At 66.8% G+C, this 22,394-nt stretch carries 17 protein-coding genes; 12 read left to right on the forward strand and 5 right to left on the reverse strand.

Going from position 1 to position 22,394, the window contains the following annotated elements:
• Window positions 1-42 precede the first annotated feature (42 nt).
• From G1H11_RS04110 to G1H11_RS04120, 3 genes are all read left to right on the forward strand, one after another.
• Window positions 43-1,992 (forward strand): ABC transporter substrate-binding protein, encoded by a 1,950-nt coding sequence (locus G1H11_RS04110; protein ID WP_163816338.1) that lies wholly within the window; start codon window positions 43-45, stop codon window positions 1,990-1,992.
• The gene (locus tag G1H11_RS04115) at window positions 1,982-2,758 is read left to right on the forward strand and encodes an IclR family transcriptional regulator (RefSeq protein WP_163816340.1); all 777 of its coding nucleotides are present in this window, start codon (window positions 1,982-1,984) and stop codon (window positions 2,756-2,758) included. The genes G1H11_RS04110 and G1H11_RS04115 overlap by 11 nt, the downstream gene beginning before the upstream one ends.
• A gap of 68 nt (window positions 2,759-2,826) precedes the next feature.
• A complete protein-coding gene (locus G1H11_RS04120) occupies window positions 2,827-5,088 on the forward strand; it encodes an FAD-dependent oxidoreductase (protein ID WP_163816341.1) in 2,262 nt (753 codons plus the stop codon).
• A gap of 28 nt (window positions 5,089-5,116) precedes the next feature.
• Here the strand turns inward: G1H11_RS04120 and G1H11_RS04125 are convergent, their stop codons facing one another.
• Window positions 5,117-5,905 (reverse strand): M48 family metalloprotease, encoded by a 789-nt coding sequence (locus tag G1H11_RS04125; RefSeq protein WP_216843425.1) that lies wholly within the window; start codon window positions 5,903-5,905, stop codon window positions 5,117-5,119.
• Window positions 5,906-6,021: 116 nt separating this feature from the next.
• Here G1H11_RS04125 and G1H11_RS04130 point away from each other — a divergent pair, with 116 nt between their 5' ends.
• From G1H11_RS04130 to G1H11_RS04150, 5 genes are all read left to right on the forward strand, one after another.
• A complete protein-coding gene (locus tag G1H11_RS04130; protein WP_163816345.1) occupies window positions 6,022-8,010 on the forward strand; it encodes a 2-oxoacid:acceptor oxidoreductase subunit alpha in 1,989 nt (662 codons plus the stop codon).
• A gap of 17 nt (window positions 8,011-8,027) precedes the next feature.
• Window positions 8,028-9,062 carry a 2-oxoacid:ferredoxin oxidoreductase subunit beta gene (locus G1H11_RS04135; RefSeq protein ID WP_163817027.1) on the forward strand — a complete coding sequence of 345 codons (1,035 nt, stop codon included), beginning with the start codon at window positions 8,028-8,030 and terminating at the stop codon, window positions 9,060-9,062.
• A gap of 173 nt (window positions 9,063-9,235) precedes the next feature.
• Window positions 9,236-10,510 (forward strand): ABC transporter substrate-binding protein, encoded by a 1,275-nt coding sequence (locus G1H11_RS04140; RefSeq protein ID WP_163816348.1) that lies wholly within the window; start codon window positions 9,236-9,238, stop codon window positions 10,508-10,510.
• 75 nt (window positions 10,511-10,585) lie between these two features.
• The gene (locus G1H11_RS04145; RefSeq protein WP_163817029.1) at window positions 10,586-11,404 is read left to right on the forward strand and encodes a carbohydrate ABC transporter permease; all 819 of its coding nucleotides are present in this window, start codon (window positions 10,586-10,588) and stop codon (window positions 11,402-11,404) included.
• The gene (locus tag G1H11_RS04150) at window positions 11,401-12,285 is read left to right on the forward strand and encodes a carbohydrate ABC transporter permease (protein WP_163816350.1); all 885 of its coding nucleotides are present in this window, start codon (window positions 11,401-11,403) and stop codon (window positions 12,283-12,285) included. The genes G1H11_RS04145 and G1H11_RS04150 overlap by 4 nt, the downstream gene beginning before the upstream one ends.
• Window positions 12,286-12,300: 15 nt before the next feature.
• On the opposite strand, the gene G1H11_RS04155 is transcribed toward G1H11_RS04150, so the two are convergent.
• Together G1H11_RS04155 and G1H11_RS04160 are read right to left on the reverse strand one after the other, a co-directional pair.
• Complete coding sequence (locus G1H11_RS04155) at window positions 12,301-13,980, reverse strand: alpha-amylase family protein (protein ID WP_163816351.1); 1,680 nt, start codon at window positions 13,978-13,980, stop codon at window positions 12,301-12,303.
• Window positions 13,977-14,954, reverse strand: a complete 978-nt coding sequence (locus tag G1H11_RS04160) for a TIGR03885 family FMN-dependent LLM class oxidoreductase (RefSeq protein WP_163816353.1) — start codon at window positions 14,952-14,954, stop codon at window positions 13,977-13,979. Before G1H11_RS04160 ends, G1H11_RS04155 begins: the two co-directional genes overlap by 4 nt.
• Window positions 14,955-15,061: 107 nt before the next feature.
• On the opposite strand from G1H11_RS04160, the gene G1H11_RS04165 reads away from it, so the two are divergent.
• From G1H11_RS04165 to G1H11_RS04175, 3 genes are all read left to right on the forward strand, one after another.
• Window positions 15,062-15,397 (forward strand): hypothetical protein, encoded by a 336-nt coding sequence (locus G1H11_RS04165; RefSeq protein ID WP_163816355.1) that lies wholly within the window; start codon window positions 15,062-15,064, stop codon window positions 15,395-15,397.
• 63 nt (window positions 15,398-15,460) lie between these two features.
• Window positions 15,461-15,607, forward strand: a complete 147-nt coding sequence (locus G1H11_RS26850) for a hypothetical protein (RefSeq protein ID WP_163816357.1) — start codon at window positions 15,461-15,463, stop codon at window positions 15,605-15,607.
• Window positions 15,604-16,518 (forward strand): metal-dependent hydrolase, encoded by a 915-nt coding sequence (locus G1H11_RS04175; RefSeq protein WP_163816359.1) that lies wholly within the window; start codon window positions 15,604-15,606, stop codon window positions 16,516-16,518. Before G1H11_RS26850 ends, G1H11_RS04175 begins: the two co-directional genes overlap by 4 nt.
• Before the next feature lie 16 nt (window positions 16,519-16,534).
• Here the strand turns inward: G1H11_RS04175 and G1H11_RS04180 are convergent, their stop codons facing one another.
• On the reverse strand, window positions 16,535-17,107 hold the full coding sequence (locus G1H11_RS04180) for a CGNR zinc finger domain-containing protein (RefSeq protein WP_163816361.1): 573 nt from the start codon (window positions 17,105-17,107) through the stop codon (window positions 16,535-16,537).
• Window positions 17,108-17,191: 84 nt separating this feature from the next.
• Here G1H11_RS04180 and G1H11_RS04185 point away from each other — a divergent pair, with 84 nt between their 5' ends.
• Window positions 17,192-18,613, forward strand: a complete 1,422-nt coding sequence (locus G1H11_RS04185) for an alpha/beta fold hydrolase (RefSeq protein WP_163816363.1) — start codon at window positions 17,192-17,194, stop codon at window positions 18,611-18,613.
• On the opposite strand, the gene G1H11_RS04190 is transcribed toward G1H11_RS04185, so the two are convergent.
• Window positions 18,607-22,320, reverse strand: a complete 3,714-nt coding sequence (locus G1H11_RS04190) for a hydantoinase B/oxoprolinase family protein (RefSeq protein ID WP_163816364.1) — start codon at window positions 22,318-22,320, stop codon at window positions 18,607-18,609. The genes G1H11_RS04185 and G1H11_RS04190 overlap by 7 nt on opposite strands.
• Window positions 22,321-22,394 lie beyond the last annotated feature (74 nt).

The raw sequence follows: 22,394 nt of genomic DNA on the forward strand, positions 1-22,394 counted from the left end.
AGTCAAGGGTCGATTTATTAGCGTTCGAAGAGGAGGACACTCGTGACGAAGAGCCTGTCGCGCAGGCGGTTCCTAGCCGCCGGAGGTGGCGTGTTCAGCGCATACCTACTGGTGGGGTGCAGCCTCGAACCCGAACCACGCCACAGCGGTGACACCAGCCCGGACAGCCCGGGCGGTGGAGAGTCACCGATGCTGGCTCGCCGTGTCGAGGCCGGCGAGCTGCCACCGCTGGCGGAACGGCTCCCGCTGAACCCGCTGGTTGTCGAACCGGTCGCGGAGATCGGCCGTTACGGCGGCGAACTCACCAGTGCGATCCTCGGCCCAGCAGAGGCCATCCAGCTGTACCGGATCGTCGGCTACGAGGCACTGATGCGCTGGACGCCGGAGTGGGACGTCGCCCCTGGCTTGAACGTCGCGGAAAGTGTCGAGGTCAGCGCGGACGACCGGGAGTTCACCTTCCGGCTACGCGAGGGAATGAAATGGTCGGACGGCCAGCCCTTCACCGCCGACGACCTCGTCTTCGCTCGCAACGACGTGCTCAACAACCAGGAGCTCTTTCCCGGCAGCGCCTCCAATCCGGTCCGGGCCGAGAAGATCGACGACCACACGGTGACGTTCGTCTTCGAACACCCCGAAGGCCTGTTTCTCCAGCACCAGGCGAAGGCGTACGGCGCGAGTTCGGGAACGACGCTGGTCAGCCTGCCTCGGCATCACCTGGAGCAGTTTCATCCGGACTACAATCCTGACATCGACGAGCTGGTCGACGCCGCCGGCTCGGCGGACTGGGTGCAGTTGTTTCAGGACCGCTCGGAGATCTGGTCCAACGCGGATCTGCCGACGCTGAACCCCTGGATCATCACGCACCCGGTAGGTGAGGGAAACCAGGTCCGGCTCGAACGCAATCCCTTCTATTTCAAGACCGATCCCGAGGGCAACCAGCTGCCGTACATCGACTCGGTCACCTACGACATGATCCAGGACGACGAGGTCATCCTGCTCCGGGTCGTCTCCGGCGACATCGACTTCCAGCTCCGCCCGGTCAACAGCCTGGAGAACAAGCCGGTGCTGGCGGCCGACCGCGAAGCCGGGGGCTACCGATTCTTCGACGCCATTCCCGCGAACATGAACACGATGGCGCTGGGCCTCAATCTGAGCCACAAGAACGACGCCGTCCGGGAGGTCTTCCGGATCAGGGACTTCCGGATCGCGCTCTCGCATGCGATCAACCGCGAGGAGATCATCACCGCGGTATACCAGCGGCAGGGCGAGCCGTGGCAATGCGCGCCACGCCCCGAGTCGGATCTGTACGACGAGGAGCTCGCCAAGCAGTACACCGAGTATGACGCCGAACTCGCGAACGAGATGCTGGACCAGATCCTGCCGGACAGGGACGGCAACGGCTATCGCTTGCTGCCCGACGGCGAACGGCTCCGCATACTCATCGAGTTCGCCACCGGCATCTGGCCCGATTACCCCGGAACCCTGAACCTGGTCGAGGGCTACTGGAAGGCCGTAGGCATCGACACTCGAGTGAACGGAATGGACCGGTCACTGTTTCTGGAGCGGTGCGAGGCGGGGGAGCACGACGCCGCCGTATGGCAAGGTTCGGGCGGTCTCAACGACATCTACCTGGCTCCGCGCTTCTACGTTCCTACCGCCGCGGGAAACGCTGCCTACGCCACGACCTGGACCGAGTGGTATCTGAGCGATGGCGAGAGCGGCGAGGAGCCCCCGGAGCCGATGCGCCGGCAGTTCGAGCTCTACGACCAGGTGAAGGCCACCACAGATGCACAGAAGCAGGCGGCGGCCATGACCGAGATCCTCGACATCGCCCGGGAGGAATTCTGGGTCATGGGGATCAATCTGCAACCCCCGGAGTACGGTGTGGTCAGCGAAGCTCTCCGCAATGTCCCGGACTCCATGCCCAACGCCTGGGACTACCCTTCCCCGGCACCGACCAACCCGGAGCAGTACTTCTTCGATGGCGACTGACCAAGGAGCCGAACGGTCCGGCTCTTCAGCGAAAGCCCTGGCCAACGGCGTCACAGTGCTGCAGACCCTCGTCGAGTCCGATGAGCCTCTGTCGGCGAGCGAGATCGCTCGCCGGGTGGGTCTGCACCAGAGCTCCGTGTCCCGCATCCTGGCGACGCTCGCCGAAGCCGGGTACGCGCGCAAGACGGGTTACCGCAGCTTCGCACCCGACTTCGGCGTCCTCTCCCTGGGGGCAGCGGCGATCACCAAGTTCCGGCTCGCCCACCAGCCTCGGAAGGCGATGGAGGCGGCGGCCCAGACCGCCCGCGGCATGGCCGTCTCCCTCTCCGTGCTGTGGCGAGGCGAAGTGATCTACTTCCTCCGGACCCACGATGGTGAGCCTCCGGTGTTGTTCAACGCCACGGGCTGGCCGCTTCATCTCTCGGCTCCGGGTCTGCGGCTCCTCCTCGATCTCCCGGAGGACGAGGCGCTGGAGATGTTGAGGAAGTCCCGGGAGAAATACGGCTGGGAACGGCCGGAACCGCCCGCGCCGCAGTCGGAGGAGGAGGCGCTCCGGCGTGGCCGGGAGCTCCTGCTGCACGACTGCCTCATCCTGGACGGCTGGCTCATGCCGGGGCACATGTCGTCCGCCATCACCGTGGACGCACCGAACGAACCGCCGGTGGCCTTGTCGATCACCGGGCTCACGAAGCTCGCCGATCCGGACACCATCCGGCTGTGGCTGCACAGCTTCCGGCGCTCGGTCGAGCAGTCCCTCGTCGACTGACGGCTCCGTGCCGCCCGGGGTGCGGCGCCAGCTGAATCGACATACCGACAATCCGAGGAGATCCGATCATGCGGGACGAGTCTGTCCAGACCGACCTGACCGTCGTCGGCGGTGGTCTGGCCGGCGTGTGCGCCGCCATCGCCGCGGCGCGCCTGGGCCGAACCGTGGCACTGATCACCAACCGGCCCGTGCTCGGCGGCAACTCGTCGAGCGAGGTGCGGGTGTGGGTGTGCGGCGCCACGGCACACGGCAAGCAGCGCTACGCCCGGGAGACCGGCATCATGGGCGAGCTGTATGTGGAGAACCAGTACCGCAATCCGGATGGCAATCCGTACTATTGGGACCTCGTCGTTCATGAGGCCGTGCGCAACGAACCACTGATCAGCCTCTTCCTCAATACCGACGTGCACGAGGTCGACGCCACCGGCCCACCGGAGCGGCGGACGGTGACCGCCGTGACAGGCTGGATGTCCGGATCGGAGCGCCGGATCAGGTTCGAGTCGGCGGCGTTCGCCGACTGCACGGGCGACGGGCTGATCGGCCACCTCGCCGGCGCCGAGTACCGGATCGGCCGGGAAGCGCGCAGCGAGTACGGCGAGCCGTGGGCACCCGAGACGGCGGACGACATCACGCTCGGCAGCACCTTGCTGTTCTACACCAAGGACGCCGGCCATCCGGTGAAGTTCGTCGCACCGTCCTTCGCCATCGACGTCACCACCGCCAAGATCCCCGAACGACGGATCATCCGGTCCGGCGACAACGGCTGCGCCTACTGGTGGATCGAATGGGGCGGCGAACTGGACACGGTCCACGAGAACGAGCGCATCCGCGACGAGCTCTGGGCGGTGATCTACGGGATCTGGGACTACATCAAGAACTCCGGGAAGTTCGACGCCGACACGATGGCTCTCGAATGGGTCGGAGCCGTCCCAGGCAAGCGGGAGTACCGACGCTTCGTGGGCGACTACACGCTCACCCAGCACGACATCCTCGAACAGACGCCGTTCGAGGACCGGGTTGCCTTTGGGGGCTGGTCTATCGATCTGCACCCGCCCCAAGGCGTGTACGCCACGGAGGCCGGTTCGAAACATTGGCACCCCAACGGCACATACCACATTCCGCTGCGGTCGTTGTACTCGGCGAACGTGGAGAACCTCTGGTTCGCGGGACGGGACATCAGCGCCTCACACGTGGCTTTCGGAACTACCCGGGTGATGGCCACGTGCGCCGTGGTCGGCCAGGCCGCGGGCAGCGCCGCTGCCTACGCGCTCGACCGCGGCGTCACGCCGCGCGAGCTGGCGCGCCGCCACACTCACGAGCTGCAGCAGGTCATGCTCCGTGAGGATGCCGCCGTCCTCGGCGTGCGCAACGATGATCCGGCCGATCTCGCCCGGGCCGCACACGTCACCGCTTCCGGCACTCTCACCCAGCTGTGCGTGGAACCGGACTCGCCTGGTGGCCGGGGATGGCCGCTGGAGTCCGACATCGGCGTGCTCGTCCCGGTGGACCCGGAGCTGAGCCAGGTGGGCGTCCTCGTCGAAGCCGCCGCGGCCACCGGGATGGAGGTCGAGGTCTTCGAGACCGGCCGCGAGCAGAACTACATACCGCACGCGTCGGTCGCCCGAACGTCGGTGCGGGTCCAGCCAGGTCCGGCCCAGTGGATCTGGGCCGACGTTCCATGGCGCCCGGCCACACCACGCAATGCGTTCGTCGTGATCCGGGCCAATCCGAGTCTGACGGTCTTCACCAGTGGCGTCGCGGTCCCGGGGGTTCGCAGTTACCGGCACCGCCCCGCGCCCGCAGATGCCGAGTTCGCGCAGCCACTGGTGGATTGGCCCAAGGTCAAGGACTGGCAGACATTCTGCGTGGGTGTGCGGCCGGATACGGCTGCGTTCCTGCCGGCGAAGGCCGTGGGCGGGTACTCCCGGCCATGGGCCGGGCCGCAGATGTGGGCTTCGCAGGTTCAGCGAGACGGCGAGGAGTCCTGGCTGCGACTGGACTGGCCGGACCCAGTGGTCATCGATCAGGTCGAGCTCGTCTTCGACGACGATGTGGACGAGTACATGATCAATCTTCATCACTGGCGGACGCCGTTCGACGTGATGCCCACGCTGGTTCGGAACTACCGGATCGAGGTCGACGCCGGTGGGGACGGCGTGTGGCACCCCGTTGTGCAGGTGGGGGACAACCGCTGGCGCCGCCGGGTCCACCGGTGGCCAGCGCCTGTGCCGGCTCGCGCCCTGCGCATCGTGGCCGAGTCGACGAACGGCGCGCCCCGTGCTCACGTGATCTCGCTGCGCGCCTACGGCCCGGCGGACATCTCGAACTAGCACCGGTCCGGCGCTTCCTGCACCGAAGCTAGCGGCGATAGCCGGCGAGCTGCTCGAGCCTGGCCACCCGGTCCGCGAGGGACGGATGTGACCTGAACCGTTTCCATCGACCCACGGAGGACAGCGGACTGATGATCATCAGGTGACTGGCCGCGACAACACCCGGCTCGGCTGGGAGTGCGAGCTCCCTGGTGGCGGCGTCGAGTTTGCGCAACGCGCTGGCCAGGGCCAGCGGCTCCCCCGTCATCCGCGCGGCAGCGTGGTCGGCGTCGAACTCGCGCGCCGTGTCGAGCGCCAGCCTGGTGAGGCAGATCACCCCCGTGCCGATCAGTGGCACGGACGCGACGCCACGGGCGACGACGCCGGCCATCGAGGCAGGCAACGTGTCGCCGCGCCGGATGTGCGCCAGTTCGTGGCCGACCACCGCACGCAGCTCGCGCTCGTCCAGGACGCCGAGCGCACCCTCGGTCACGCAGACCGAGGCCCGGTGCGGGGCACGCCCGACGGCGAACGCCGTCGCCGCGCGAGTCGGGCTCACGTAGACGCGCGGCATCGGCACCCGTGCCCGCGTGGTCATCTCCCGGACGATCCGGCACAGCGTGGGCTGCTGTGCCTCGCCGACGGGGTACGCGCGCATGTCCTGCAGGGCCGCGGAATCGCTGCGAAGGTAGGCCACGGTGCCGAACCCTGCCACGCAGGCGAGCGTGGCCACGAAGACTCCGAAACCGAAGCGTGAAGCGAGCGCGAGCACCAGGAAGACCGATACGAGAACAACCGCGACGCGTACCAGGCTTCGGTGCGCCCCTCCGCTTTGCACGCTGAGCATGCTACGCACACCGGACCAACGTTTCGCCCCGGTCACAGGTTCCGGCGGAATAGAGCGCCCCTCTCACGCATTGGACGGAAAGGCCAACAGGCGCATGTTGTCCTAGCATGGAATCAGCAACAGCCGTAAGAGGTTGGGCACAAGGACCCGGACAGACTAAGGCAGTCTCGGGTCACACGACCTCTGAGCGCGCCCGGGACGGCGCCATCGACCAGGAGGCATCGCACGCCGTGACGGCGAAACAGGTCCGGGAACTCGATCGTGTCGTGATCCGGTTCGCCGGTGATTCTGGTGACGGGATGCAGCTGACTGGTGACAGGTTCACCGCGGAGACAGCGTCATTCGGAAACGATCTCTCGACCCTCCCCAACTTTCCGGCGGAGATCCGGGCGCCGGCCGGGACGCTCCCCGGCGTGTCCAGTTTCCAGCTGCACTTCGCCGACCATGACATTCTCACACCGGGCGATGCTCCCGACGTGCTGGTGGCGATGAACCCGGCAGCGCTCAAGGCCAATCTGGCCGATCTCCCCAAGGGCGCCACCCTGATCGTGGACACGGCGGAGTTCACGCCGCGGGCGTTGAAGAAGGTCGGCTACGCCGCCAGTCCGCTGGACGACTCCAGCCTGAGCGCCTACAAGGTCCACGCGGTGGACCTGACCGGCATGACGATGAAGGCGCTCGAGCCGTTCAACCTCAGCCGCAAAGAGGCCTCACGCTCGAAGAACATGTTCGCGCTGGGCCTGCTCTCCTGGATGTACGGACGCTCGATCGATGGCACCGTCACGTTCCTGCAGACCAAGTTCGCCACCAAGGCAGCTATCCGCGAGGCCAACATCACCGCCGTCAAGGCGGGCTGGAACTACGGCGAGACCACCGAGGACTTCGCGGTCTCCTACGAAATCAAGCCGGCGCCCATGGCGGCCGGAAGGTACCGCAACATCACCGGGAATCTTGCCCTGAGCTACGGCCTGGTGGCGGCTTCACAGCAGTCGAAGCTCCCGCTCTTCCTCGGCTCGTACCCGATCACGCCGGCGTCGGACATTCTGCACGAGATGTCCAAGCACAAGCGGTTCGGCGTGCGTACCTTCCAGGCCGAGGACGAGATCGCCGGCATCGGCGCCGCCCTGGGTGCCGCGTTCGGCGGTGCGTTGGGCGTCACCACCACCTCCGGGCCCGGGGTGGCGTTGAAGTCCGAGACCATCGGTCTGGCCGTGGCCCTCGAACTGCCCCTGCTCATCGTGGACGTCCAGCGAGGCGGCCCGTCCACGGGTCTGCCTACCAAGACCGAACAGTCCGACCTGTTGCAGGCGATGTTCGGCCGCAACGGCGAGGCACCGGTCCCCATCGTCGCCGCCGCATCGCCGGCTGACTGCTTCGACGCGGCCATCGAGGCCGTCCGGATCGCCGTCACGTTCCGCACCCCCGTGTTCCTGCTGTCCGACGGCTATCTCGCCAACGGGTCGGAGCCGTGGTCCATCCCCGACGTCAGCTCCCTGCCCGTCATCGAGCCCGACTTCGCCACCGAGCCGAACCACGTCAGCGACGACGAGACGGCACCGGCCGAGTTCTGGCCCTACCTGCGCGATCCGGAGACGCTCGCGCGGCCCTGGGCGGTGCCCGGCACGGCAGGTCTTGAGCACCGCATCGGCGGCATCGAGAAGGCGGACGGCATCGGCACCATCTCCTACGATCCCGCCAACCACGACCACATGGTTCGCACGCGGCAGGCGAAGGTCGACAACGTCGACGTGCCGGATCTCGAGGTCGACGACCCCACGGGCGACGCCCGGCTGCTGGTGCTCGGATGGGGCTCCACCTTCGGGCCCATCGGCGCCGGCGTCCGGAGGGCTCGCCGTGCGGGTCACTCGGTGGCCCAGGTGCACCTGAGGCACCTCAATCCGCTGCCGGCCAACACCGGCGAGGTGCTACGCCGATACGACCGGGTGCTGCTTCCCGAGATGAACCTGGGCCAGCTTGCGCTGCTGCTCCGAGCCCGGTACCTCGTCGACATCATCAGTTACAACCAGGTCCGCGGGCTGCCGTTCAAGGCAGAGGAACTCGCCGACGTCATCATGAAAGAGGACGAACAGCTGTGAGCGCCACCGAACTGGGCATGCCCGGCCTGAGCGGTGTTCCCACCACCGAGGTCGAGCAGAAGAAGAAGGACTTCACCAGCGACCAGGAGGTCCGCTGGTGCCCGGGCTGCGGTGACTACGCGGTGCTGGCTTCGGTGCAGGGGTTCCTGCCCGAGCTCGGGCTCGCCCGCGAGAACATCGTCTTCGTCTCCGGCATCGGCTGCTCGTCGCGCTTCCCGTACTACATGAACACCTACGGGATGCACTCCATCCACGGCCGCGCTCCCGCCATCGCCACCGGCCTGGCTTCCTCCCGGCCCGACCTGTCGGTGTGGGTGGTCACCGGTGACGGCGACGCACTCTCCATCGGCGGCAATCACCTGATCCATGCACTGCGCCGCAATGTCAACGTCACCATCCTGCTGTTCAACAATCGCATCTACGGGCTCACCAAGGGCCAGTACTCGCCCACCAGCGAACAGGGCAAGATCACCAAATCGACCCCGATGGGATCGCTCGACGCGCCGTTCAACCCCGTCTCGCTGGCGCTCGGAGCGGAGGCGACCTTCGTCGCCCGCACCATCGATTCCGACCGCGCGCATCTTACGTCGGTGCTGCGCGCGGCGGCCGCGCACCGGGGGACGTCGCTGGTGGAGATCTACCAGAACTGCAACATCTTCAACGACGGAGCCTTCGAGATCCTCAAGAACTCCGATACCCGGGACGAGGTCCTGATCCGGCTGGAGCACGGCGAGCCGGTCCGCTTCGGAGTGGACGCCGAGCACGGCATCCGCCGCAATCCGAGCACGTCGGGCCTGGAGATCTGCTCCGGCGACGACCCCAATGTCGTGGTCCACGACGCGCATGCGTCCGACCCCAGCCGAGCCTTCGCCCTCTCCCGGCTGGCCGATCCGGGCACCTTGGCCCGTACCCCCATCGGCATCTTCCGCCAGGTCGAGCGGCCGGCCTACGGTGACCTCATGAACGACCAGGTGGACCGCGCCGTCGAGACCCAGGGCGAGGGTGACCTCGCCACGCTGCTCGCGGGCAACGACACCTGGACCGTCGAGTAAAGAGGCTCGCCCGCCGATCTTGATCTTGTCACGGATGTGTCACAACTCACGCCGGATGTCGTGACCCACTTGACACTGCTACCACTGAGTAGCTTCATGAGGGGAGCACGCCATACGCGGGATTCACCCCAGGTGTCCCGGACTCGGGCCTCGGGGTCTTGAGGAGGCACGTCATGCGCCGTACATCTGCGTTCGCCGGTCTTGCGATAGCCGGCCTGTTACTCGCCGCCTGCGGTGACGATGGAGACGGTACCGAAGGTACCGGTGCAGGCACCGGCGAGGGCTCTGGCGAGGTAGAGGTCTTCACCTGGTGGACAGAGGGCGGCGAGAAAGCCGGCCTTGATGGCCTGGTCGCCACGTTCGAGGAAGAATGCGCGGACTTCGAGTTCGTGAACGGAGCCGTCGCCGGCGGCGCGGGCGCCAACGCCAAGCAGGTGCTCGCCTCTCGGCTGCAGACCAACGATCCCCCGGACACCTTCCAGGCGCACGCGGGCGGCGAGTTGCTCGACTACATCAACGCCGGCCAGCTCGAAGGCCTGAGCGAGCGCTACGAGCAGTGGGGACTGACGGACAGCATCTCAGCGGAACTGCTCGAGGCCATCACCGTGGACGGCGAAATCTACTCGGTTCCGGCGAACGTCCACCGCGCCAACGTCGTCTGGGCGAATCCCACGGTCCTGGAAGAGGCCGGGTTGTCGACCGAGGCGCCGGCGAGTGTCGACGATTGGCTGGCCGACCTGGAGACCCTGCGCGAGTCAGGAATACAGGCTCCGCTCGCCGTAGCCGTGGACTGGACCCAGACGATGCTGCTCGAGGCCGTTCTCCTGGCCGAGCTCGGCACCGACGCGTTCAACGGCCTCTGGGACGGCTCCACCGATTGGGGATCGGCCGAGGTCACCGCCGCGCTGGAGAAGTACGGCCAGCTGCTGGAGTACGCGAACGACGACCGGGCGAGCCTCGACTGGCCGGACGCCGTCAACAAGGTGACCGCCGGCGAGGCGGCCTACCACCTCATGGGCGACTGGACAGCGGGCAAGATGGACGCCGACGGCCTGACCCCCGACGAGGACTACGTGTGGTGGCCCGCACCGGGCACCGACGGCGTCTTCCAATGGCTGGCCGATTCCTTCGTCCTGCCGGTCGGGGCGCCGAATCCCGCAGGCACCGAATGCTGGCTCGAGGTCGTCGGCAGTTACGACGGCCAGAAGGAGTTCAACACGAAGAAGGGCTCGATACCGGCACGCACCGACACGGATCCCGCGGACTACGGCCCGTACCTGCAGTCGGCGCTGGAGGACTGGGGCTCGAGCGAGCTCGCGTTCTCGCTGGCGCACGGGTCCGCGGCTCCGATCGGATGGATCGACGCGACCAACAGCGCCGTCGGTCAGTTCAGCTCCAGCGGAGACGTGGCCCAGCTGCAGCAGCAACTCGAGGCCGCAGCCGGCTAAGGCCGACCCGTGAGGAAGATCAAGAGCTGGGGCCCCGGACTCCTGCTCGTCGCTCCGTCGATCGTCATCATCGGCATCTTCGTGTACGTGCTGATCGCCGCCACCGCCAACGAGTCGTTGACGGACCGGCACAGCGCAGCACCGGCCGAGAACTACGTCGGCCTCGAGAACTACGTCAACCTGCTCGACGACGACCGCTTCATCCATTCGCTGCGAAACCTGGCGATCATGACCGTCGTGTTCGTCGCCGGCACGTTGTTCTTCGGCGTGCTGTGGGCATTCCTGCTGGAGAAGGGGGTCAAGGGCGAAGGGTTCTTCCGTTCGACGTTCCTGTTCCCGATGGCGGTGTCCTTCGTCGCGTCCGGCGTGGTGTGGCGGTGGCTGCTCAACAGCGCCCAAGGCGAGAACGCGGGCGGACTGAACGCGCTGTTCGGCATGGTCGGGCTCGACTTCCTCCAGAACCCCTGGTGGTCACATCCGGACTGGGGCATGGCCGCGATGGCGATCCCGGCGATCTGGCAGCTCTCCGGCTATGTCATGGCGCTGTTCCTGGCCGGATTCCGCGGTATCCCCCACGAACTGCGTGAAGCCGGCCGGGTCGACGGCGCGTCGGAGGCACAGCTGTACAGGCACGTCATCTTCCCGCAACTGTCACCAGTGGCCCTCACCGCGCTGATCATCATCGGGCACATGTCGATGAAGATGTTCGACCTGATCATGGCCGTGTCGGGCGCGCAGTTCCTGACCGAGGTGCCCGCGGTATACATGTGGCAGAGCCTGCTGACCAACGACTACGCGAAAGCCGCCGCGATAGCCATCGTCCTGCTGGTGGTGGTCGCCGTCCTGGTGGTTCCCTATCTCGTCCAGAACGCCAGGGCGGAGAGGCAACGATGAGTGTCGACGTTCAGGTTCGTCCCGAGGTGCCGGCCGCCCCTCCGTCGTCGTACAACCGAGGCCGGCGCGTGACCGCACGCACTGTCCGCTACGGGCTGCTCTTCCTGTTCCTGCTCTTCGTCTTCATCCCCGTGTACGTACTCCTGGTCACCAGCTTCAAGCCGGGAGCCGAGGCGGGGGTGTCCGGAGCGTGGGCGCTGCCGCAGAACTGGACTCTGGATGCCTGGCGGAGCGCCTGGCAGACACTAAGCCCATCTCTGTGGCGATCCTTTGCCATCGCCATCCCGGCGGCGGTCGTCTCCGCGATCCTCGGGTCCATGAACGGGTTCGTCTTCTCTCGCTGGCGATTCCCCGGTTCGGAGATCATCTTCACGCTGTTCCTGTTCGGCATGTTCATCCCGTATCAGGCCGTGATGATCCCCCTGCGCCAGCTCACCGGTGATCTCGGCCTGCCCGGCGGCGTGCCGACGCTGATCGTCGTTCACATCGTGTACGGGATCCCCATCTGCACGCTCATCTTCCGCGGCTACTACTCAACGACCATTCCGGCCGAGCTGGTCGAGGCCTCACGCGTGGACGGCGGCGGACTGCTCCGGACCTATGCCTCCGTCGTGCTGCCGCTGTCCGCTCCTGGCTTCGTCGTGACGCTGATCTGGCAGTTCACCTCGGTGTGGAACGACTTCCTGTTCGCGATCTTCCTCTCCAATACCCGCAACGGCCCGGTGACCATCGCGTTGAACGCGCTGGCCGGTGGCCAGCTCACCGACTATGCGGCCAGCATGGCCGGCGCGCTCATCGCGTCCTTCCCCACGCTGGTCGTCTACATCGTGCTCGGCCGCTGGTTCATCGGCGGTCTGATGGCCGGCTCGCTCAAGACTTGATGCCAGCCGGACCGGTCAGCCGAGCCGGAGGTCTCCCTCCTGGGACACCCGCAACCAGCGGTAGCCGTATCCGTCGAGAGTGATCTCAGCTCGTCCGGATTCGTCCAGCGACGTGCTGCCGGGTTGCAGCAGGTCGTCAAGCCGGGTCGACTCGTTCTCGTCCTTGAGGCGCAGGGGAACGACGCACGGCTCGGCGTGGAAGTTGTGCAGGGCGATGACGCTGCTCTCGTCCCAGCTGCATCGATGCACGAGCACGTGGTCGTACGGCTGGTCGATGACCTCGTACTCACCCCAGCCGATCTCCGGACTCTCGCGGTAGCGGTGGATGAGGGTGGCCATGAAGTTGAGCAGTGAATCCGGATCATGTCGCTGGTCCTGCACGTTCACGTGCTCCGGACCGAAGCCACCCTCGACGGGTGGAGCCACCAGCTTCGAGCGTTTCGCGGACGAGAAGCCCCCCGTGGGACCGTCGGCCCACTGCATCGGGGTCCGCACCGACTGCCGGTCCGGCAGATCGAGGTTCTCCCCCATCCCGATCTCCTCCCCGTAGAACAGCACAGGAGTGCCGGGAAGCGAGAACATCAGGCTGTACACCATGCGAATCCGCCGAGGGTCTCCGTCCAGCATGGACGGCAGCCGGCGCACAATGCCACGGCCGTATACCCGCATCCGCTCCTCCGGAGCGAACGCGTCCATCACCTCCTCCAGCTCCTCGCCAGAGAGCAACTCGAGGCTCAGCTCGTCGTGATTGCGGACGAAGTTCGCCCACTGCTCCTCGCGAGGCAGCGAGGGGCGCGAGCGCAAGGCTTCCACCAGCGGACGAGCGTCTTGCCGCGCAAGTGAGAGGAAAAGCCGCTGGGCAATGGTGAAGTCGAACTGCATGGTCAGCTCGTCGCCTTCACCGTCGCCGAAGTAGGCCATCTGATCCTCGTAGGGCATGCCCACCTCGCCGAGAAGGATGGCGTCGCCGCGGCGACGACCGAGGAAAGACCGCAGATCCCGCTGGTACGCGTGCGGATCGCTGAACTCCCGCTGCGCCTTCTCGCTCATACCCAGCGCCTCCAGGAAGAACGGCACCGCGTCCACCCGGAACCCGGAGAGGCCGAGCTGGAGCCAGAAGCCCATGATCCGGGCGACTTCGTCCCGCACGGCGGGGTTCGCCACGTTCAGGTCGGGCTGATGCTTGTAGAAGCGGTGCAGGAACCACTCGCCGGTCTTCTCGTCGTGCTCCCAGATGCCTTCCTGCTCCCCCGGGTAGACCACTTCGTCGGACGTATCCGGGGGCGGGTCACTGCGCCAGATGTAGAAGTCCCGGAACGGCGAGTCCTTACGGGCCCGGGCGGAGCGGAACCACGGATGCTGGTCGGAGGTGTGGTTGACGACGAGGTCCGCGATGACCCGGATGCCCCGGTCGTGGGCCGTGCGGACGAACTCGACGAAATCGCCGAGGCTGCCGAGTCGTTCGTCGACGTCGTAGAAGTCGACGACGTCGTACCCGTCGTCGCGGTCTGGCGTCGGATAGAAGGGCATCAGCCACACGCAGGTGACGCCGAGGTCGGCAAGGTAGTCGATGCGGTGCGAGAGGCCTTCGAAATCGCCTACACCGTCGCCGTTCCAGTCCATGTACGTCTCGACGTCCAGGCAATAGACGACAGCCGTCTTCCACCACAGATCGCTGGTATCGGTGATCCTCATGCGTCCTCCGGGCCGGTGAGGTCGAAGCGGGGCAACACGTGTTCCCCGAAGAATTCGATGAACTCCTTCTGCGTCTGCCCGACGTGGTGCAGATACACCTCGTCGAACCCGATGTCGATCAGTTCTGCGATCCGCTCGGCGTGGACCCCGGGATCGCTGGAGATGAGCAGGTGATCGTGCATGGCGCTGGGCGGCACCTGTGCGCTGGCGGCGTCGAACTGCGCCGGCATCTCCAGGTTCCACGCCAGATCGGGCGGAAAGGCGTTGCTCCGCCACTGCTCGTGGCCGATTCGCAGGGCCGTCTCCTGGTCCGGGTGCCACGAGAGGTGAACCTGCACGCACAGCGGACCACGTCCGCCCGCCGCTCGGTACGTCTCCACCATCTGCTTCAGGTGCCCGCTCGGCTGGTCGAGTGTGATCATGCCATCGGCCCAGCTCGCGACCGCCCCTGCCGTCGGCACCGTCACAGCCGCCCCCAGCACGGCAGCCGGCTCGGCCGGGCGCGTCCAGAGCCGGGCCCGGTCGACCGTCACGAGCCCGTCGTGACTCACCTCCGCACCCGCCAGCAGTGCTTTGATGATCCGCGCACTCTCCTCCAGCCGGCGGTCGCGCAGTTCCTTGCGCGGCCAGCGGTCTCCGGTGATGTGCTCGTTGATCGCTTCACCGCTGCCCAGCGCCATCCAGAACCGGCCGGGGAACATCGCTTCCAGCGTCGCGGCGGCTTGCGCGACGATGGCCGGATGGTAACGCTGCCCCGGAGCCGTCACCACACCGAACGGAAGCGTCGTGGACGCCAGCGCGGCACCAAGCCAGGACCAGGCGAAGCCGGAATGGCCTTGGCGCTCACTCCACGGCGCGAAGTGGTCCGAACACATGCCGGCAGCGAACCCCGCCGCTTCGGCAAGCTCGACTGCGCGTAGGAGTTCGGCCGGATGAACCTGCTCATGGCTCGCGTGAAATCCGATGACCGTCACAAGACCCGCATTTCAGTAGAGATCGGACTGGACGTCTTTAGCGCTACCCCAAGTCGACCTGGCTAATCGAGGCGCACTCGCGGCACGGACCCACTGCCGTCGCGGCGATGCCCTCGCGCCTGGTCCGCCATGTAAAGTTCCTCGACATGTGCATGGGTTGTTTCACCGCCACTGAGGCCGCGGTGATCCAGGGCGCCGCCGCTGTGATGTTCGCCCGCGCCGGGCTGACCAGGCTGAACGAGCACGTCACCGGTCAGGGAGCGCTGCGCCGGCGTCGCGCCGCGTATGCGGCGAACGCGGAGTTCCTCGCGAGCATGGGTCATGATCCCGAGCACGTGCTCGGGCCGGCACCCGAGGTCGGGGCACGCTCCATCTCGGACGGCGCCCAGGTTCGGCGTTCGCTCACGACGGCCGGCATGCTGCCGGCAGGCGCCGGTGGCTGAGCTCCGCACTGCCCGGACACACAGAACGAACCGCTCGGTCTCGGCTGGTACGCCGCGGCACTGGTGCTCTACATCGTTATCGCGTACTTCTACAAGCCCATCTTGCTGAACTGGATCATCGGTCCGCTGTTCATGCTGATCACGTTGCATATCATCCCGACGCTGCTACGCGGACTCCGCGACAAGGTACGGATGAGGTTTACCGGGTGAGCTGGGCTGCGCACGAGTTCGAGAACTACTTCATCCAGAAACACATCGGCACCAAGGCGTCGTTCCTCGGTGTGGTCATCGGCGCGCAACTGCCCGACATGTTCACCAAGGCGTTCGTCTACGCCGCCGATGACGCCGCGGCGTTCCACCGGGGCTGGCCGGGTGTGGGCTTCTCCCATTCACTACTCTTCGGAGTGGTCTTCGCCGTGGCGATCCTGGGGATCACCAAGAGCCGCGCTTGGGCGCTGGGAGTGCTGATCGGCCATTGGGCGCATGTGCTGACCGACGTGGCGGACACCGCGGGCGTAATGCTGTTCTTCCCCTTCTCGATGGAGCCGCTGACCATCAGCATGTGGAAGCATGCCGCGGTAGAGGGCCGCTACGGCGACGCCGCCGCCTACTACAGCAGCCTCGGCGGTGTCTGGGATCTGTTCTGGCTGGCGGTGACACTGATCTTCGCCTGGCGCACCCTGACGGCGTCATACTTCCGCGACGTCGTGATTCCCGCCGACCCACGCGTATGGGGATGGATCCACCGCACGTTCCGGCTTCCCGAACGTGCGCTTCTGCTGCTGTACCAGGGTCTGATGTTCTACGGCATCGGCCGGATGGTCGCGTGGTTCCTCTACGCCCGGTTCGACGCGAAGACACCGTTCCAGCCTTCCTGGGGTGGCCCGGAGTACATCGCGGGCAACGACATCTCCGACTCCGGCTGGGTGGAGGTACTCATCCGCACCGGCATCGGCGGTGTTCTCTTCGTCGCATTCATGTGGGCGGGCTGGCGGCTATTCGGCCGGCGGCTGTGGCAGCGCGGCTACGACGTTCCGGCGGCCGTTCGCGGACCCGGAATCCATGCCATTCTCGAGCTGCCGTCGTCGAAGCGCCGGACGGTTGGGGCCGAGCCCGTCTGACGCCGCGCGCAGCTGGCTATTCAGTCGGCTGACCGGACGTTTTGTGCCGCTGGTAGTAGCGCGCCACCCGCACCCGGTTGCCACACAGCGCGGGTGAGCACCAGCGGCGGCGCGGATGCGACGGCAAGAACAGCATCCGGCATTGCGGCCCTTCACATTCTCGCAATCTGCCGACGTCCTGGCCGGTGATCAGCTCGGCGGCGGCTTCGGCCAGCTCAGCCAGGAAGCGCGCGAGGCCCTCCCCGTCGCGATGCCGGATTGCCACTACGGCATCGGCGTCCAGCTTCAGGCCCAGGTACGACGGGGCCTCGCGCGCCGCGGCGGTAATGGCGTCCAGCGTCGCCTGGCCAGGGGCGACGCCGTGGCGCGCCGCGTCGATAGCTGACCGGATGTGTTCCCTCAGCGCTCGGATCTCGTCGAGGCCGGACCGGGTCAACGGGGCGGGAACCCATCGGATCCGCCCGCCCTGTGCGGTCAGCCACGCGCTGAAATCCTCAGCCGAGTCCAGGGCGTCGACCTCACCGTCCGAGGTCTGCGCGCGCGTGTTCAGCAAGTCGACGGCCAGCGGCTCACCCGTCATTACATCCATGCACTAATGCTAACCCATCGACTTGACACATTAGAGTCGCTACTCTCAGAATCTAATGCATAATCCGCCCTAGGAAGGATGTGAATGGTGAAGGGTCCGCAGATCAAGCACAGCGTTGCGAATGTCGATGGGATCGAGGTCTTCTATCGCGAGAACGGCCCGAAGGACAGCCTGCCGGTGCTGCTCCTGCATGGCTTTCCCAGTGCGTCACATCAGTACCGCCGCCTCATGGAGGCACTCGGAACCAGCTACCGGTTCATAGCCCCGGACTATCCCGGCTTCGGCCGCACCGAAGCGCCCGAGGGCTTCACCTACACATTCGACAACCTGGCCGCGGTGGTTCACGGATTCGTCCGGAAGCTCGGACTGCGCCGGTTCGCGCTGTACATGTTCGACTTTGGGGCCCCGGTCGGCTTCCGGCTCGCGCAACTCGACCCTCACGCGGTCGCCGGGCTGATCGTGCAGAACGCCAACGCGTACGACGACGGCCTCTCCGCTACCGCGCGGCACTTCATCCTCGACGCCACCGCGGACGAGATTCGCCGCGACCTGCTGACGCTGCAGGCAACGAAGAGCCAGTATCTGGACGGAGCCGCCGACGTCGCTCGCATCGATCCGGACAACTGGACGCTGGATCAACACTTCCTCGACCTACCTGGCCGCCAGGACGCCCAGGTGGATCTGGCTCTCGATTACAAGAGCAATCTCGCCGAATACCCGCGTTGGCAGGCGTGGATGCGCGAGCACCAGCCACCGGCACTCGTCGTCTGGGGCCGTGGCGACCAGATCTTCATGGAGGCCGGCGCGCACGCTTACCTACGCGACCTCCCGTCGGCGGAGCTCCAGCTGTTCGACACCGGCCATTTCGCTCTCGAGGAAGGCCTACCCGAGATCGCCCCACTGCTCGCCAGGTTCCTCGACCGGGTGTCCATCATGAAAATCGCTGTCATCGGCGGCACCGGGCGGCTGGGCGGCGCCATTGTGCGCGAGGCGGTGTCACGTGGACACGACGTCACCCCGTTGGGCAGCACTGATGTCGACGTGACCGAGCCGGTGTCGATCAGGGGCGTGGTCGCGAACCACGACGCCGTCGTCGCGTCCGTCAAAGGATCCGGCGCCCTCGTCGCAAAAGGCGCGCAAGCCCTGCTGGCCGCCAACGTGGGCAGGCTCGTCTTCGTCGGCGGGGGCGCGAGCCTCCGCCGGCCATCGGGTGAGATGTTCATCGAGTCGCCGGGCTTCCCAGCACAGTTTCTGTCCACCGCCCAGGACCAGGTGGAGGCGCTACGTATCCTCCGTGCCTCGGACACGGACACGGAGTGGTCGTACGTCAGCCCGCCACCGGTCCACCTGGTCGACGGACCGAGGACCGGCGTCTACCGGGTGGCCACCGACGACGAGCCGGTGGTGGGCGAAGCCACCATCAGCGTCGCCGACCTCGCCGTGGCCGTGGTCGACGCCGTGGAGCGCAGGACATTCGTCGGACAACGGTTCACGGTCGGCTACTGACCGTAGCCGCCGCCCCCTGGAGTCTCGATCACCAGCGTGTCGTCCGGAACGACCTCGACGGAGTCGCAGCCAGCCATGTCCACGGTGGTGCCGTCGGCTCGTTCGACGTAGTTACGCCCCAGCGCTCCCGGTTCACCTCCGGCCATGCCGTACGGCGGCACCCGCCGGTGACCGGTCAAAGTGCTCACTGTCATCGGTTCCCGGAACCGCAGCCTGCGCACCACGCCGTCACCACCTCGCCACTGCCCGTCGCCCCCGCTGCCTTTGCGAACCGCGAAGCTGTCCACCAGCACGGGATAGCGCCACTCAAGCACCTCGGGATCGGTCAGGCGCGAGTTGGTCATGTGCGTCTGCACCGCGGGAACGCCGTGGAATCCGTCACCCGCTCCGGATCCGGAGCCGATGGTCTCGTAGTACTGGTGCCGCTCGTTGCCGAAGGTGACGTTATTCATGGTGCCGGAGCCCTCGGCCTGCACGCCGAGCGCTGCATACAACGCACCGGTGACGGCCTGCGACGTTTCGACGTTGCCAGCGACGACGGCGGCCGGGTACACCGGCGCAAGCATCGACGGCTCCGGGACGACGATCCCCAATGGCCGGAGGCAGCCGTCGTTCAGCGGGATGTCGTCGGCGACGAGCGTCCGGAACACGTAGAGCACCGCCGCCGTGGCCACCGACGTCGGCGCGTTGAAGTTGGAATCCAGCTGGCCGGACGTGCCGGTGAAGTCGATGGTCGCCGCCCGCGCGGCCCGGTCCACGCTGACGGCGACCTCGATCCGTGCGCCGGAGTCCATCTCGTAGGAATACGCTCCGTCGTCGAGCGCGTCGATGACGCGTCGCACCGCTTCCTCGGCGTTGTCCTGAACATGACGCATGTACGCCTGCACCACGTCGAGGCCGAAATGGTCGATCATCCGCCCGACCTCGGCGACGCCCTTCTCATTGGCGGCGATCTGCGCGTGCAGGTCGGCCAGGTTCGTCGCCGGGTTGCGGGACGGGTACGGCGCCTCGGTGAGAAGCCGGACCGTCTCCTCCTCCCGGAACTGACCGTTCTCCACCAGCAGCCAGTTGTCGAACAGGACGCCTTCCTCGTGGATGGTCGTGCTGAAGGCGGGCATGGAACCGGGCGTAAGGCCGCCGATCTCCGCGTGATGCCCGCGGGAGGCGACATAGAACAGGACCTGGCGGCCGTCGTCGCCGAACACCGGCGTCACCACCGTGATGTCCGGCAGATGGGTGCCGCCGTGGTACGGATCGTTGACGGCGTAGACGTCACCGGGCTTGAGTCCCTCGGTCCGGGCCCGGCGTTGGATCACCTCCTTGACACTGGAGCCCATCGATCCGAGGTGCACGGGCATGTGCGGCGCGTTGGCGATCAGATTTCCGTCCGGATCGAACAGCGCACAGGAGAAGTCGAGCCGCTCTTTGATGTTCACCGACTGAGACGTCGACTCCAGGCGGGCGCCCATCTGCTCGGCGATGGACATGAACAGGTTGTTGAAGATCTCCAGCATGACCGGGTCTGCCTCGGTCCCGGCCCGTACGATGTCGGTGCGGTCCCGTACCCGGTCGAGCCGCAGGTGCCCGTGCTCGGTGGCGACGGCCCGCCACCCGTCCTCGACGACGGTCGTAGCGTGCGCTTCGGCGATGATCGCCGGCCCCTCGACCTGGTCACCGGCGCTCAAATGCTCCCGCTGGAACAGGCCCACGTCCATCCACGCGCCACCCGAGTAGAGCCGAACCTGCGGTGACAGACACACGGAGGGATGGGGGCGGGGGGGCCTCTCCAGGGCGCGGTCGGGCATCGGCGAGCGAGCTCCGGGGTCCCCGCGAAGTATCCGGAGCGGAGCGGAGGAACTTCGTGGGGTGGAGTGGAGCGAGTCGCGGGCGGGGAGAGGACCCCCCGCCCCCATCCCTCCCAACGACGCATCTGTCAGACCGACGGCCTCTACCGACAGCGCCTCCACGATGAGTGCACGGTCCATCAGGAAGGAGTACATCCGCCGGTAGCCTGCCTCGAACTCGTCGCGCATCGACTCCGGGTCGGCGAGGGCGACCTGGATGGCGGTGTCGGTGCCGTCGTAGCGCACGTGCGCTCGTGTGGACACCCGGATCTGCTCGGGCTGGATGCCCTCATCGTGCAGTTCGCCCGTCGCCGACTCCTTGAGTTCCTCCGCCACTGTGCGCAGCCTGTCCATCGCGGCTGGCTCGAGCTTGGCCTCGATGGACTGTTCTCGCATGGATGTCGTGTCCGCGAGGCCGATACCCAGTGCGGACAGGACTCCCGCCATCGGTGGAATGAGCACGGTCCGGATGCCCAGCGAATCGGCTACCGCGCAGGCATGCTGGCCACCGGCGCCGCCGAAGGTGGTCAGCACATATCCGGTGACATCGTGTCCCTTCTGCACGGAGATCTTCTTCACCGCGTTGGCCATGTTCGCCACGGCGATCGCGAGGAAGCCTTCCGCGACGTCCTCAGGGGTCCGGCGGTCTCCGGTCTGGACGCGGATGTCCTCGGCGAGCGCCGCGAAGCCCCGCCGGACGACGTCGGCGTCCAGTGGCTCGTCGGCCGCGGGGCCGAACACGGCGGGGAAATGTTCGGGCTGGATCCGGCCCAGCATGACGTTGGCGTCGGTCACGGTGAGCGGACCACCGTTGCGGTAACACGCGGGCCCCGGGTCGGCGCCGGCCGAAGCCGGCCCGACGCGATACCGACTCCCGTCGAAGTGGAGGATGGATCCACCTCCTGCCGCCACGGTGGTGATGTCGAGCATGGGCGCGCGCAGCCGGACGCCGGCCACCTGGGTGTTGAACACCCGCTCGTACTCGCCCACGTAGTGAGAGACGTCGGTGGACGTGCCACCCATGTCGAAGCCGATGACCTTGCTGAAACCGGCGAGCTCCGACATCCGCACCATGCCGACGATCCCCCCAGCCGGCCCGGAGAGGATCGCATCCTTGCCCCGGAAGTGCCCCGCCTCCGTCAGTCCGCCGTTGGATTGCATGAACATCAGCCGGACCCCCGGCAGCTCGTCGGCGACCTGCCGCACGTAGCGGCGGAGGATCGGCGAGAGGTAGGCGTCGACCACGGTGGTGTCCCCACGCGAGACCAGCTTCATCAGCGGGCTGACTTCGCTGGACAGGGAGATCTGCGGGAATCCGATCCGTTCGGCCAGGAGCCGGATCTGGTGTTCGTGGTCCGGGTAGAGGTGTCCGTGCATACAGACCACCGCTACGGCCCGGATGCCGTCGTCGTAGGCGGCCTGCAGGTCGGCGGTCAGGGAATCGAGGTCCGGAGGGCGAAGGACGGTGCCGTCGGCGGTGATCCGCTCGTCGGCCTCGATCACCCGCTCGTGCAGCAGTTCCGGCAGAACGATCTGCCGGTCGAAGATGCGCGGCCGGCTCTGGTAGGCGATTCTCAGCGCGTCGGCGAAGCCCTTGGTGATCACCACAACCGTGCGATCGCCCTTCCGTTCCAGCAACGCGTTGGTCGCCACGGTGGTGCCCATCCTGACGGCCTCGACCTGCTCAGCGGTGATCTCAGGTTGGCCGAGCAGGTGGCGGATACCGGCGACCGCCGCATCGCGGTAACGGCTGGGGTTCTCGGACAGTAGCTTGTGGGTGACGAGCGTCCCGTCGGGGCGACAGCCCACGATGTCGGTGAACGTGCCGCCTCGGTCGATCCAGAACTGCCAGCGTCCAGCCATGTCCTCGACCATATCGACAAAGTCCGCACGCGGATGATGTCATGGGCATCACGTATCTTTACTCCTGTTTCTGC

It is taken from the genome of Phytoactinopolyspora alkaliphila (genome assembly GCF_010550695.1).
GTDB classification, from domain to species: Bacteria; Actinomycetota; Actinomycetes; order Jiangellales; family Jiangellaceae; genus Phytoactinopolyspora; species Phytoactinopolyspora alkaliphila.

Bases quoted from the DNA above. Each gene is read 5' to 3' on its own strand.
- G1H11_RS04180 (WP_163816361.1), bottom strand. From the start codon at position 17,107: ATGGATGTAATGACGGGTGAGCCGCTGGCCGTCGACTTGCTGAACACG.
- G1H11_RS04140 (WP_163816348.1), top strand. From the start codon at position 9,236: ATGCGCCGTACATCTGCGTTCGCCGGTCTTGCGATAGCCGGCCTGTTA.
- G1H11_RS04165 (WP_163816355.1), top strand. From the start codon at position 15,062: ATGCCCTCGCGCCTGGTCCGCCATGTAAAGTTCCTCGACATGTGCATG.
- G1H11_RS04190 (WP_163816364.1), bottom strand. From the start codon at position 22,320: ATGGCTGGACGCTGGCAGTTCTGGATCGACCGAGGCGGCACGTTCACC.
- G1H11_RS04120 (WP_163816341.1), top strand. From the start codon at position 2,827: ATGCGGGACGAGTCTGTCCAGACCGACCTGACCGTCGTCGGCGGTGGT.
- G1H11_RS04135 (WP_163817027.1), top strand. From the start codon at position 8,028: ATGCCCGGCCTGAGCGGTGTTCCCACCACCGAGGTCGAGCAGAAGAAG.
- G1H11_RS04115 (WP_163816340.1), top strand. From the start codon at position 1,982: ATGGCGACTGACCAAGGAGCCGAACGGTCCGGCTCTTCAGCGAAAGCC.
- G1H11_RS04155 (WP_163816351.1), bottom strand. From the start codon at position 13,980: ATGAGGATCACCGATACCAGCGATCTGTGGTGGAAGACGGCTGTCGTC.
- G1H11_RS04185 (WP_163816363.1), top strand. From the start codon at position 17,192: ATGGTGAAGGGTCCGCAGATCAAGCACAGCGTTGCGAATGTCGATGGG.
- G1H11_RS04150 (WP_163816350.1), top strand. From the start codon at position 11,401: ATGAGTGTCGACGTTCAGGTTCGTCCCGAGGTGCCGGCCGCCCCTCCG.
- G1H11_RS04130 (WP_163816345.1), top strand. From the start codon at position 6,022: ATGGAATCAGCAACAGCCGTAAGAGGTTGGGCACAAGGACCCGGACAG.